The sequence below is a fragment of the Pseudomonas sp. GL-B-19 genome (assembly GCF_019956415.1).
Classification (GTDB): Bacteria; Pseudomonadota; Gammaproteobacteria; order Pseudomonadales; family Pseudomonadaceae; genus Aquipseudomonas.
Window position 1 is genome coordinate 1 of record NZ_JAHBDK010000059.1, and the last position, 12,725, is coordinate 12,725.

Consider the following 12,725-nt stretch of genomic DNA (forward strand, 5'->3'; position numbering starts at 1 on the left):
GCCATGCGCGACTTGTTGAGCCAGTGAGGCTCACGGGAGATGGTCGGATTGGCCATGGACTAAACAACAACCTCGATTCAAAAATGGGTCATATATAGCGAAGCAGCGGGGCCCGAATTACCCCCTACGGCCCACCCCCTCGGGAGGACCCGTTGAATTCGCGCAAGGGCAAACAAGTCAAGCATTCCTGACCAGAAAGCGGCCTTTTTTACCCACTATCACGGCTTGGCGGTAGCCATCGCATCGGCAAATGCACCGAGGAACTCGGCGCTGTAGTTGGCCTTGACGATGTTGTTCGCGATCTTGAAGAACGGGAAGATCGTGCGGTACATCGGCGCGCTTCGGCTGAAGACAAACATCGGCCTGATCGCATCACCGAACGCCGTCTCTTTGCGCTCCCACACACCGGCCGTTCCCCCGACAATGCCGGAGAAATAGCTCTTGGCATTGCCCTTGCGCTGACTTCGCTTGCTGGTCGAGGCATTGGCTTGATAGCCACGCGAGGTTTCAGCAGCACCCAGGCCCGACAAGATCCGGGTCATCGTCCCTCGGGCAACGTTGCCATGCTTGTCGAGCACGTTGGGGTTGGGGATCGCGAACTGGCTGGACTTCATAAAGCCGCGTGCGATCAAGGCTTTTTCAAAGCGTTTATGCGGTCGAGGTCCGCCCCTGACAGTCTGCTGAAGGTAAGTATCAGCGGGAATGCCCGAGGTCCAAGAGTCCTTGAAATAGACTTCGGCCGGCTTGCTCTTGGTGGCGATTTTGACGAACAGGCTGTTCATCGTAGTCCGAGTTGGCCGATCCAGACGCTGCGCCATGACGGCCAGTTCGCCCTTCTTGACCCGCTGGGCCAAGCGGGTCGCGGTCAGGGCAAGCACATGCGGAATGTGCTTTTTCTCCAGCTCTAGCAGCGCCTCGGACACGGGCAGCAAGTCGGGTGTGATTTTGATTTTGACCATTTAGTTTTCCGCGATAGCCGAGCCGTAGCTGTCTGGCGGCTCGTTGAGCGAGTCATAGCAGGCCATCACTGCTTTACCTTGCCTCGCTATGAATTACGGGAGTTGATACCAGCTTTCCTGGCCAGAAACTGGGTGTACAAACCGCCGGTTACATCAGCACCGATGACCGCGATTACGATGCCCAGGCCGGCGGCAAGATAAAAGTTGCTCCACAGCGCCATCGCGAGCAGCAGCGTGGCCATACCCAACAGGCCAGACGCAAGAAAACGCAGCGCTACACGCTGGAGGATCTGCCGAAGACCAAGGTCAGTACCTGAGGCTCTCAACATCTCCCCAGACAAACCGGCCATGCTCAACAATACCAACAGCCAAAGGGGCACATCGGCGAGAGCCTGATGCTCTGTGTTCATCTGTAGTCCTCGAATAGGTCCGGCCTCCATGTCACTGTCATCCGCTCGGAGCAAAGAGCCAGGCATAGGGCCGAAAACGAAAAAGCCCCGCTCGATGGCAGGGCTTATAAAAGGGCACAAAAAACCCGACTCAATGGTCGGGCTCTTGAAAGGCGTTTCGCTGCGTTCACAGCAACACACGCTGCTATAAAAGCAGGTCTATTCCGCGCGGAAAAGGTTTTTCCGCAGCATATGCGAAATTGCACCCAACTTGACCACACGTTTGCATTCGACCTAACCATCAGACGCATGGAATTTGCCCATCATGCTTTAACCATGATGGACAGAAAACAACGCACGTTAGTCCTGCGCGACAGGCGGCAATCGGCCAAAAGCTGACCGTCGCATCGGGCAGAGCACGACCTCTAGCTGCCTGATGCAATGTGCAGGAGTCGACCAGTAGCAGCCAATCAGATGTGTGCCAAAAATCGGTTGCGATACACCTAGCGATTGGTTAGGGGGCGGGGGAATCCGCCCTTGCAAACGAAGCAGACTTAAACGTCTAGTTAGAAGACATTTTTTATGAGCCAGTCCGCGCCATCAATTAGCTCCTGTACTTGCTCTTTTGTGGGCTCTTCATCTTTTTTGTGAGAGCAAATATTACGAATATCTGCAAGATAAGTGATTTTTCTCCAAGTTGGAGTGTCAATCACTGCAGCATTTTTTAGGGGGTCGTTTAGGTCTGAAATTGTGGGGCTTTTCTTAGCGATTTTTATCTCATGGTTTTGCGCTACCTTTTGCAGGTGTCCCTCGATAACCACCCCCATTAGCGCGCCTGCTGCCCTGGGGCTAATTTTGATAAGCTGTTTGGCTACGACGATTTCACTATCTTGGATTTCTGCATACAGCTCGTCTTCAATATTCCCTAACAAAGACTCGGCACGATCAATAATGGACTTGAATATAGTCAATTGATTAATGAAGGCCGTAACAACCTGCGCTGCACTGTTGAATTCCGGGTAGTTGAACTTGCTGGGGGCTACGCCTTTGAAGTAGTCTTGAATAGCGTAGGTTCCGTACCCGAGGGTTTTTCTCTTTGGATCAATCTCATAATAACCGCGAAACTCAATGAGTCGATCTGAGGCTAAATGTTGAACGGCCCGAAGAGCCTTTGTGTACCAAGATTGATATTTATACTGGAAGGAATCTTTATTGCCTTCATGGAATTCTTTGCATGCCTCGACGCCCGAGTTGTAAAGATCGGCTAGCTCTTTCTTAATTAGTTTTTTTCGTGACATGATAATTATCTTTTAAAAATTAATGTAGGCCAAATGATAGCACAGTTGCTCAGATAGAATTATGGATGCCGTTACTTCCAGCTCGCAATATCTCTGTCTAGGCCGGAGCTTGAGTTACTCTGAATTTGTAGACACTCGGTGACCGCTTTTGGCCGTCTACTGCCGATCATGACTAGGAAGCGCGCTGGTCAAATCCGGTGTAAATGACTGGTCAGGTCGAATGCAAACAATTGGGCAGGTCTGTGCAATCGCCAATCCAGCCCCACCCCCAGCCAGCGGCGAGATGAACTAGTATCTCTGCAACATCACTCAAGGACGATAGCCATGTCAGATAGCCCAGAAGCAAGATCGCAACGGCGGACGCACTGACATTGCTCCTGCACAACCAGCATGCCCTAGCTGCCGCCATAGAAGAAGTTACCAAGTGGCTTTCAGAGAATGGAGCAGGGAATGTCGCCACTAACGTAACGGTAGCCATTGAAACGTGCTAAAGCCGTCACAGATGCCATCATGCGACTACGCCAGTCCTAGGCATCATCAAACGTCCCATTTTTTAAGCGAGTCCCCAGCACGCGCTTTCACACCACACAACCACTACTGAGCTATTGCGTTATGCTGCCGGCACAAGCCCGTTGCGCTGCCTAAAAAGTGGCTCAAGCCGACCCCTTAATCAAACGTTATACCCCTAGGAAAAGTGCCAAATGAAAATCTTCGCACCATGCATGGAATGCCAAAAAGAGCTAGGACACCCGTCATTTGAGCCGATATTTGCAGATTATTACGAAGAAGCTGTGGCTTATATAGAGTGCTCCAGAGGGCATAAATCTGCAGTCTTACTGCAAAGCCAAAAATTCGAAATTCTACTTGAGTCAGCTGCAAACGCACTTCTTGAGGGCTACACGATCGAGGCAGCGTCAAGCCTCTCGGCAGCCTATGAAAGATTCATTGAGTTCGCCATCAATGTCTTTTGCAAAAAGAACTCAATTACCAAGCAAGCCCTTGAAGAAACATTTAAGCAAGTTTCCAAGCAGTCAGAGCGCCAAGTTGGAGGCTTCCTTTTTCTTCACCTCATAACTTTTGGAAGCAGCTACACACTTAGCAAAAAAATCCCAGAACTAAGAAATAAAGTAATCCATCAAGGCTATATACCCACACCACAAGAAGCAATAGACTTTGGAGAGCTAATATACCAAGAAATATATTCAATAACTCAGCTATTAAAAACCAGCATGCAGAGTGAAATGCGCCAGGTCGTCATGGACGACCTGCAATCAAAGAGCGAAAAAATTCCACCAGAAACACCCCGAGCAACTTCCACTGGCGCAATGTTCTTTTCCTTATCAATGGCAGAGCAGAAGAAAGACTTTCATACAGCCCTTGCTTCGTACAAGGAAGCTAAGGAAGTAATTTTTGGTTCAGTTCCTTACATGAAGCGCCTCAACAAAGCAGTTTCTCTATATGCAAAACTGCATGATGAGGTATAACAAAACGCTCAAGTCGCTAAATTCGTTCGCTGTGGCCGGCAAAAGCCGGCCCTTAGCTTAATCATTATGAGCGTCTGCAAAGGTCGATTGCTGCCTTTCGCGACAGACAGCAATCGGCTAATAGATTAAGCAGCTTGCCGCATTGCATCGACAGCACAATCGATCCACGCGATGCCAGCTCTCGCCAATTCCCGCGCCTTCCCTTCACTTATGCCGTAGTGCTTACCAACCCGAACCATGGGCCATTTAGCACCGTAGTAAAGCCAAATAATATCGCCCATTTGTCGATCACGGTGTGAGAGCCGCGCAACTGCGCTATCAATAGCTCCAGCCCATTCATCAGTAATGCAATAGCTTTTGCTCGCCGACACTTGCGGCATTGCCTGGCGCATTAGCGCCAAAGTCGGGGAGATGTAGATGGGGACGCCAGCCCCATCCATCCGCCACCAGCCCCACTGCTCCAGCAGGTATTCGGTATCGCCCAAAGGTCGGCCTGCCGGCTTTCGAATCATCATGTTCTCAATCCCCTGTGTAATTCGTTCCGCCGGCACCGCGACGGTTGTTCTGTTGGTAGTACGCGGCCGGGCCAGATATCGACGAGCCCTGCTGGAGCACTTCGATTTCGCGCTGCGCCTGCTGCAATTTGAAGCTCAGCTGGGTAACTAATTCGTCGGAAGAAAGCACCAACCTACTACCCAGAACAACCCAACCTGAGCCGTTGCAAGCAATACAAATCCGCTCATAACACACACCTTCTACTACCGCTTTGCCCTTGCAGATCGAGCAAGGCTCCAGCTCGATTCGCTCCCTCTTAATGCCAAGCCCCTGCCCTTTCTGCATGTTTAAATCCTCTTGTAAGATTAATTTCTGTTTTCGGCTTCAGGCCAACCAGCCCGAGGGGTCCAGGGCAACCGGCTTGCTCGCGCGTCTTGCTCCTGTCTTGTCCTGCAATACGTCAAAACCCTGTGCGTCGAGCCAGCCGTGCCACCGTTCTAAGGCGTTGCGCTTTACCACCTCCCCCATCGCCTGAAAGTACGTGCGCTCCAACTCGGACAGGGCGTGGTTGAGAAGCAGCTTGCCCACCAACGAATCGACACCGAGATTGGCCCAGATGGAGGGCGCCAGTTTGCGTAGGTCATGACTGGTCCACTCGCCCGACCCAAACCTGGCAAAAATGCCGAAGGCCTGGCTGCGTGACATCGGTAGACCTGCACGTGACGTCGCCGGAAATAGGTATGCCCCGTCGTAACCTTGAGCTAGTTGCCGCTCTCGATAGCGCTCCAGAAAGGCCACGGCTTGCGCGGTCAACGGCAACAGGTGATCACGCTTGGACTTCGTATCATCGGCCGGGATGAACCACTCCCCCGCGTCCAGGTGAATGTTTTTCCACTTGGCCAAACGGGTTTCGGTGATCCGCGTGGCGTGGGTCAGCATCAACACCAGCAGTGCCACAGCAGCCGGATCTGTGGCGAACGCTTCGCTCCATTCGGCCAGCAGATCCACCACGGCGACGTGTCGCAAGCGCGCGCCCTTAGGCTTGATTTTGGCCTTGGTGAAGTGACTGAACGACACCCCGAGCAGGGGGTTCACGGTGGTTTTTTTCAGCGTCAAGGCTGCGCCGAATACCACCTTCAGCACGTCCAACACCGATTTGACGTAGGACAGGCTGTACTCGGCTTGCATGTGCCAGACCAAGTGTCGGTCCAACGTATCGGCATTGAGTTTGCACAAGGGTAAGTCACCCAATGCGGGTAACAACTGGCAGCGGATCGCCGACAACGACGATCCCCGGCGGCTTTTAGACAAACTGTTATCGGTGTTCAGGCGAGCGGCGTACCACTCCAGTACCTGCCCGACCCGCTCCCAGCCATCCACCGTGGCTGCTGCCGTCGGATCAGCCAATAACCGGGCCTGAACTACAGGCAAGCTGTCGAGCATGACCCGTGTCGGCACATCGGGCCAGTTGGCAGCCTTTTTCCATTTGGCGCCCTTGTCGAACCGCACTAGGTGCCAGCTACCTTTGCTGCGGTCATGGCGATAACGAAAGCGCAGCGGGTGCCGCGGGTCCTTCAGCTCGGTAATAATCGGATCATTGGCATGCTGTTTGATGACGGCATCGGACAGTTTGACAGTCAGGGTTTTCAACGGAGCTGTCATTGCTCATCACCCTCGCTGAACCGATCGATCATCAGAAGCCCTCCTTTCCGCGTTGAGATTCCCACTCGAATGCCACGCCAATGCAGCCGTTTTCGCGGATGCGGTCGACACAGCGCGCACCAATGGCGTCGTTCAACTCGGAGGGAGAAAGGTTGCTGACGATGATCGTCGGACGGCATTGCTCATAACGACCGTTGATGATGCTGAACAGGGTGGCCAGCTCGAACTCGCTCTGCTTGGTGGCGCCGACTTCATCGAGCACCAGCAAGTCTGCGCCGATCACCTCACGCAAGATGTGCGCCTCGGACTCGCCTGAGCGATCATTGAACGTCGCCCGGATCTCGCTGATGAGCGTGCCCACCGTGCGATAGATCGCCTTGACCATGCATTCATTGATCAGGTGACTGGCCGAGGCAATGGCCAGGTGGGTCTTGCCGGTGCCGACCTTCCCCAGCAGCAACATGCAGCGACCTTCCCGGCGGTGTTTCGAAAAGTTCTCGACGTAGTCGGTGCATGCATCCAGGGCAATCTGTTGCGCCGGGTTCGATACGACGAAATCGGCGAATGTCTTTTCCGAGAAACGCCTTGGAATCCGGGCGCTGGACTGTTGAACAATCCGAAACTGATAACGCTTGCGTTCAAGTTCTTGCATGTCACGTTTGTTGCTCGAGCAGATCGGACAGCCGGACAGGCTGCCGCCTTTGAGGATTACCGCCGAGTAAGCGCCATGATCCAGGCAACTCGCTGGCTGACGGCCAATGACGCGAAATTTGCGGTCTATCGAAGCGCTGAGGTTAGAGACGGAAGGTGCCATTGGCGTTCTCCTTGGTGCCAGCCTTGTAATCGCGAGTGTCGAAGCCGGAGTGGCGGCTGACCGGAAGTGGATGTGCGGGGCTGACTGCTTTGTCGGGGAAGATCCCCGTCCATCCGTTGCTGATCGAAAGGATCAGCACGGAATCGGGGGCTGGGTGTGTCGCCAAGGCCTTGGCCTGTTGTTCGCAGCTTTTGGCGGTGAGGGGTTTGTGGATTTCCTTGCGGTGCTGGCACCAGTCGGCCCAAACCTCGTTGCTGACGTTTTCCGGTTTAGCCAGCAACGGATCAAACTTTGGCGATTTGCCTGGCGCGTCAGCGCCCTGCTTCTCCTGATTACTGGTTACCTGATTGGTACCCTGATTACTGGTACCCTGATTTGTCGGAGATTTTTCCGACCCTTCTCGGATTTTTTTCCGACCCTGTTCGGAAATTTTTCCGACCTTGCTCGGAGATTTTTCCGAGGTAGATCGGATTTTTTTCCGACCTTGGCTCACATCAGAGGTCGGATATTTTTCCGACCCGTCGAGCTTGCGATTCCACTCTTTGGCCTTCTCGGTCAAACGAAACAACGAGACGTTTGCAGTGCTGGATAACTCCACCAGACCCGCCCTTTCCAGACCTTTGAGAAGCCGATACGCAGTATCAGGTTTGTCGGTGAGCAGGGGTAATTCCTCAATGATCTTTGCCTTGGTCAAGACAAAGAAAATCCCGTTATCAGTTTTGATCGGTTTGGCCCAGCTAGGACATTCGTAGACGAATGAAAACAACTGCGCCTGCTGGGAGTTCAACCCCCACTCCAGCGCTTTCACTTGGTTGATTGTGATGGTGAACTGCATATCAACCCTTCCCGCTTGCCCGTAGGGTTTGGCATTTCGATTTGTGCAGCTCGATGACAGCGCCTACCTCTTCATGGCTGGCTGCAATGAACTCAGCGAGCAGTGCGCGAATTTTCTTGGCTTCGGAAGCATCAATCCGACCGTCGTCCAGTGCAGCGGCCATGAACCGATCCAGTTCACCGCGCTTGGCCGAGGCATTCAGTGAGCGCTGGTACAGGTCGATGTTGTCCAGTTCACCGGACTCAGGAAGACGCACAAAGACACCGCCGTACATGGCGCAGATGTAGTCCGGCAGGCGTGTGGTGCCCTGCTCGCTTTCGAGGACGTAAACCTCTTCATCGCTAAGAGGAACAACACCGCCGCTCTCATAAACCTGATTCTTAAAACGCTTCAGTTCGAGACTGAGGCGAGCTGAAGCGCATGCCTGGCCGCCTGGGTATTTCTTTGCGACCTCGACCACCACTGCGCGACGGGTCTCTAGTACTGGTGATTTCATTTTCTAGTTTTCTCTCGGCGCCATTGCGCTAAAAATGGCTACAGCTAATCGCTGTGATGTCTGTTAGGTACTCAACTCGGCCCAAGGAAATGACGGACAAAGAGTTTCTTTTTTGAATACACCACCGGTTAAGGCTTCAGCTCGTTTGGCAACCACCGGAGACATCCCGTGCTTTTCACGAACCCAACCGGAAACGGTGCTTTGATCAACCCTGAGCTTCTCTGCGGTGGCCTCTTGTGTCCCGAAGAAGGCAACGAGGTCTTTAAAGATGGTCTTCATACTGCCTCTAATTATGTGAATGCCCATATCGTAAATCATGGGCATACCACTTTGCAACGATATGGGTTCGCCAGTAATAATCGGAAGATGGAATATAAAGAACGAATCAAGGCCGCTCGACGGCACGCCGGATTTACCCAGGCCCAGCTAGCGAAGCTTGTAGGCATCGATCAGGCGTCTATTTCTGACCTTGAACGAGGGAGATCACAGCGCTCCTCCTATAACGCCTCCATTGCGAAGGCGTGCGGAGTTTCGGCTATATGGATTGAGAGTGGGTCTGGCCCGATGGTTTCAGAAACGACCGAACAGTCCAACGTAAAAGATGTGGTTCAGCCTCAGTTGCTTTATCGATATCCAGTGATCAGCTGGGTTTCAGCCGGGTCTTGGGAGGAAGCGGTGCAGCCATATCCGGACGGTTTTTCTGACAGATATGAAGTTTCTGACTACGACTCCAAAGGACCTGCCTTTTGGCTTGAGGTGAAAGGCGACTCAATGACCGCCCCCGCCGGCGTCAGCGTTCCTGAAGGAATGATGATCCTGGTAGACACCGAGGCAGATGTGAAACCTGGCAAGCTGGTTATTGCCAAATTGCCTGCGAGTAATGAGGCGACATTCAAGAAGCTGGTAGAAGATGGCGGCATACGTTATTTGAAGCCGCTGAACCCGGCTTACAAAATGGTCGAGTGTGATGAAAACTGCCGCATCATTGGAGTAGCAGTGCGTATGACCGGAAAGCTTTAGTGCGCTGCTCACTGCTATTCATCTGATGAAAAAGCCCGCTAAACGGGCTTTTTTTTCGACTTCAACTCGAAAGAGTACAATCGTGCTCTTTCCGGATTGCTGCCTTTTCATGAACTAAATACTGTCCATCCATATAGAAAAACAAAGGAAGGACAGGAATGAATAATGGCGCTACCGGTAACACCCAAACGCTTAACACATACGAACAAGTCGGCCGCCGCATTCAACGCCTGGTGTCCGATCCAAACGTGCAAAAGGTACAGACAATCAAAATTGCCAGACGCGATGACGAATCTCCCGCGGCATGGGAACGAGTCATCCAAGAACTCGATGAGACAGATGGAATCACTGTCGAGCGCTTAGAAGATGACAGCGTGAGGATTGGCTGGCAGAAATACGTCGACCTGTAAAAGGAGCCCGCGATTTGCGGGCTTTTTTACGCCTGCAAGAAATTTTATGGGCGTACCCATTGACTCTTATTATGTGCACACCTATATTTTGCCCATGCCAGCACATAACCGGCCCAGCAGCGAAAGCCGCGCCGCTCTTTAACAATCAGCGCAACAAAAAACAGACCGCATTGCCTCTACCGGCGACCGGCAAGCAGACAGACCCAAAAGCCTGCCCACGACAAGAACAACCTTGTCGACTGATCAACGGTGAAACGCCAGAACTTTGTGAATGACCCTGCAAGCAATGCGCCCCGCCACGCCAGCGGAAATAGGACGAACTGCATCACTGCACGTCAGCCTGACGATAACTGCCCGAGCACTTGGTACTCCCCAGCACCAGGCCGCATCGGTGAGCCCTGAAGCACAACGATCGTTGGATGGTTCGCGAGCCATCGCTTCAGGGTTCACCGATGCGGATGAGCACACACCGCGAAAGCGGCCCCCTGTATCAACCCACAGAGCCGATCTGTGAGGCCAGTGTTGTAGCACTGGCCAGATGATTTCTCGACCAGCCTTGCCGGGTATCGGCAGCAAGGAACGGCGGCCAGTGTCTCACCACTGGTTTACTTCACCTGCTTGCAGTGAGCCATAAGCAAGCCGATTTGCCGCCGTAAGCGGCTTCCACTTCAAATTTACCAACACCACCCGCATGCACTCCCTTCCGCGCCCAACGGCAACAAGCGGGCGGCCCGAGTGTTGACGAAAAACCGCTACCTACACCGAGGAATGCACCATGCATCCAATGATCCAACAGCGCCGGGACGTTCTCGGCGTGCTGATGATTCGCTCCGCCGCTGCACGTGGAGAGTTCACCCGCCTCGTCAACCTGGTGATGCCCGGGAAGTCTGTGCGCTTCCAGGTGCGGACCGTACGCAAGGCCTACCACATCGTCGATCTGGTCACCGGCAAAACGAAGGCGTTCCGCTGGACGTACGCCGCGGCGGTGGACATGGCCAAGCAGTTCGAAGCGCAGGCCGCCCGTCTGCCCGGAGGTGCGCAGTGATCGGCGTACCAATGCCCAATCCGCGAGACTCGGTCATCGCGAACTTGAACCAGCAAATGGATAAGTTCTTCGGGGCCGGCCGCACCGTGCAGGAAGTAGCGCAGGGAGTCAGCGGCACAAAGGACGGCACATTCGGTACCGCCCACACCAACAAGCTGCGCGCCGAGCGGGACAAGATCGCGCCCAGACTAAAGGAACTGGCCGAAACCGGCACGCCTGTTGCCCAAGCCGCGAAAGAGTGCGACATGGAAGCCAAACGCGCCCGGCTCATCGCTCGTGAGAACAACTTCAGGTTCACATCGTGAAGCGCCTCAGTCGCCCGGGCATGACCCGGCATAGGAAGCTCCATGCCTACAGAAAACAAACTCGATCTAAAGCGCCAGCGCTGTGAACAGGTAGACATCAAGGTGAAGTCATGAGCGCCCTCGCAAATCAGCAGGTCTTCCAGGTACCCGAGCTCGACAAAGTAACTGAAAAACAAATGGCCGAGCGTTTGGGTACCACAACCAAAGCCCTGCAAACGCGACGAAGCCGAAACCAGATTCCTGAGGGGGTTTGGAACAAATTCGGCCACAACATTACGTATAGCATTAGGAGATACGACGAATGGCTCGAAAGCCTTTGGGTTTGCCCGCCGGGTTGGAAATCAGGGGCGATACCATCCGAATCCGTTTTAGTTGGGACGGTAAGCGTCGATCAGAAACACTCGCGCTGCCCACAACGAAGACGGGCATCAAGGCTGCCACCAGTCTTAGAGATCAAGTAATCAGCCTGATCAAGCATGGCTTGCTCGACGAAGCAAAATACGCTGAATTGTTCCCCGGTTCGGTTCTGTCTGGGGGCACGGAAGTGTTATTCGGGGAGTATGCCCAGGCATGGCTGAGCGCAAGAGAGATCGAGGAAGGCACGCACCTGAATTACAAAAGCGCGCTGAACTTGTACTGGATGCCTCACCTTGCGCTGACACGCATGAGCGCGATCAGCACGATGACGCTTCGCAAAATCATTGGGGAAATCGAGTGGTCATCACCAGGCGTGAAGCGCAATGCCATGGTTCGGCTTAGCACTATTCTGGATGACGCTGTACGGGAGGAACTCATCGGGAAGAATCCCGCAGAGCTATTGGACGCGCCGAAGCGCAAGAGAAATGAGCCAGACCCATTCAGTCTGGATGAGGCCAACAAGATAATCGCAGAGCTTTACAGCATCGAGCACTGGCCGAGCACGATCTATGCGGCATTTTTCGAGTTCGCTTTTTTCACCGGAATGCGCCCGCAGGAAATTATTGCGCTGCGCTGGGATGAGGTCGACAAGGAAAAACGCCAGGTGCATGTCTGCCGGGCGATAGCTCAGGGTGTCATCAAGGAGCGCACCAAGACGAAGAAAAACCGCCATGTGCTGCTCAATGATCGCGCACTGCACGCCCTGCAGTTCGCCGAGCAATATGCGAAACGCCGGAAAGCCGGAAGCGGTTCGGTCAAGGACTTCCCCTACGTTTTCCCGCCTTCAAAGATGAGCGACCACATCCGGCAGACCTCAGACCTGCACAAGCAGTGGGGGCCCGCGTTGATGAAGCTGACGGTCCGTTATCGGCCGCCGTACAACTGCCGTCATACTTATGCGACAATATGCATAATGTCTGGCATGAATCCCGCCTTTATTGCCCAACAGCTCGGACACAGCGTCCAGATGCTGCTCTCGACTTATGCGCGCTGGTTGAACTCTAGCGGAGACTGGGGCGAGATGGAAAAGCTAAAAAATGCCCCAGAATTGGCCCAACCGCCAAATGCGCGGCTCGCAACCCATTGATAGGTAAAG

At 53.6% G+C, this 12,725-nt stretch carries 15 protein-coding genes and 1 pseudogene; 7 read left to right on the top strand and 9 right to left on the bottom strand.

All coding sequences use genetic code 11. The annotated features are described in order from the left end of the window. Positions 1 to 218: 218 nt before the first annotated feature. The 3 genes from KGB06_RS22395 to KGB06_RS22405 form a co-directional block, all read right to left on the bottom strand. Positions 219 to 959 (bottom strand): hypothetical protein, encoded by a 741-nt coding sequence (locus KGB06_RS22395; protein ID WP_223519650.1) that lies wholly within the window; start codon positions 957 to 959, stop codon positions 219 to 221. An 86-nt stretch (positions 960 to 1,045) separates the two neighbouring features. Then, positions 1,046 to 1,369 carry a phage holin family protein gene (locus KGB06_RS22400; protein WP_150755794.1) on the bottom strand — a complete coding sequence of 108 codons (324 nt, stop codon included), beginning with the start codon at positions 1,367 to 1,369 and terminating at the stop codon, positions 1,046 to 1,048. Positions 1,370 to 1,914: 545 nt separating this feature from the next. Then, entirely contained in the window at positions 1,915 to 2,646 is a 732-nt protein-coding gene (locus tag KGB06_RS22405; protein WP_223519652.1) for a hypothetical protein, read from the bottom strand. A gap of 347 nt (positions 2,647 to 2,993) precedes the next feature. On the opposite strand from KGB06_RS22405, the pseudogene KGB06_RS30015 reads away from it, so the two are divergent. Both KGB06_RS30015 and KGB06_RS22415 read left to right on the top strand, forming a co-directional pair. Further along, a pseudogene (locus KGB06_RS30015) lies at positions 2,994 to 3,177 on the top strand (hypothetical protein). 170 nt (positions 3,178 to 3,347) lie between these two features. After that, on the top strand, positions 3,348 to 4,130 hold the full coding sequence (locus KGB06_RS22415; protein ID WP_223519654.1) for a hypothetical protein: 783 nt from the start codon (positions 3,348 to 3,350) through the stop codon (positions 4,128 to 4,130). 125 nt (positions 4,131 to 4,255) lie between these two features. Here KGB06_RS22415 and KGB06_RS22420 read toward each other — a convergent pair whose 3' ends face one another. The 6 genes from KGB06_RS22420 to KGB06_RS22445 are packed head-to-tail and all read right to left on the bottom strand — an operon-like array spanning position 4,256 to position 8,432. Continuing rightward, positions 4,256 to 4,645, bottom strand: a complete 390-nt coding sequence (locus tag KGB06_RS22420; RefSeq protein ID WP_218497427.1) for an antiterminator Q family protein — start codon at positions 4,643 to 4,645, stop codon at positions 4,256 to 4,258. Between the two features lie 4 nt (positions 4,646 to 4,649). Beyond that, positions 4,650 to 4,970: a hypothetical protein gene (locus KGB06_RS22425; RefSeq protein WP_223519656.1), complete on the bottom strand. Its 321-nt coding sequence runs from the start codon at positions 4,968 to 4,970 to the stop codon at positions 4,650 to 4,652. 39 nt (positions 4,971 to 5,009) lie between these two features. After that, entirely contained in the window at positions 5,010 to 6,287 is a 1,278-nt protein-coding gene (locus KGB06_RS22430; RefSeq protein WP_223519658.1) for a tyrosine-type recombinase/integrase, read from the bottom strand. Between the two features lie 31 nt (positions 6,288 to 6,318). Then, complete coding sequence (locus KGB06_RS22435; RefSeq protein WP_223519660.1) at positions 6,319 to 7,101, bottom strand: ATP-binding protein; 783 nt, start codon at positions 7,099 to 7,101, stop codon at positions 6,319 to 6,321. Continuing rightward, positions 7,082 to 7,936 carry a hypothetical protein gene (locus KGB06_RS22440; RefSeq protein WP_223519662.1) on the bottom strand — a complete coding sequence of 285 codons (855 nt, stop codon included), beginning with the start codon at positions 7,934 to 7,936 and terminating at the stop codon, positions 7,082 to 7,084. The genes KGB06_RS22435 and KGB06_RS22440 overlap by 20 nt, the downstream gene beginning before the upstream one ends. A gap of 1 nt (position 7,937) precedes the next feature. Next, the gene (locus KGB06_RS22445) at positions 7,938 to 8,432 is read right to left on the bottom strand and encodes a YmfL family putative regulatory protein (protein ID WP_223519664.1); all 495 of its coding nucleotides are present in this window, start codon (positions 8,430 to 8,432) and stop codon (positions 7,938 to 7,940) included. A gap of 366 nt (positions 8,433 to 8,798) precedes the next feature. Here KGB06_RS22445 and KGB06_RS22455 point away from each other — a divergent pair, with 366 nt between their 5' ends. From KGB06_RS22455 to KGB06_RS22475, 5 genes are all read left to right on the top strand, one after another. Then, positions 8,799 to 9,452: a LexA family protein gene (locus tag KGB06_RS22455; RefSeq protein WP_411741863.1), complete on the top strand. Its 654-nt coding sequence runs from the start codon at positions 8,799 to 8,801 to the stop codon at positions 9,450 to 9,452. Positions 9,453 to 9,610: 158 nt separating this feature from the next. After that, positions 9,611 to 9,862: a DUF1654 domain-containing protein gene (locus KGB06_RS22460; protein ID WP_223519669.1), complete on the top strand. Its 252-nt coding sequence runs from the start codon at positions 9,611 to 9,613 to the stop codon at positions 9,860 to 9,862. 775 nt (positions 9,863 to 10,637) lie between these two features. Then, positions 10,638 to 10,907, top strand: coding sequence for a hypothetical protein (locus KGB06_RS22465; RefSeq protein ID WP_223519671.1), 270 nt, complete (start codon positions 10,638 to 10,640; stop codon positions 10,905 to 10,907). Then, positions 10,904 to 11,212: a hypothetical protein gene (locus KGB06_RS22470; RefSeq protein ID WP_223519673.1), complete on the top strand. Its 309-nt coding sequence runs from the start codon at positions 10,904 to 10,906 to the stop codon at positions 11,210 to 11,212. Before KGB06_RS22465 ends, KGB06_RS22470 begins: the two co-directional genes overlap by 4 nt. Positions 11,213 to 11,513: 301 nt before the next feature. Next, on the top strand, positions 11,514 to 12,716 hold the full coding sequence (locus KGB06_RS22475) for a tyrosine-type recombinase/integrase (RefSeq protein WP_223519675.1): 1,203 nt from the start codon (positions 11,514 to 11,516) through the stop codon (positions 12,714 to 12,716). Positions 12,717 to 12,725: the final 9 nt, after the last annotated feature.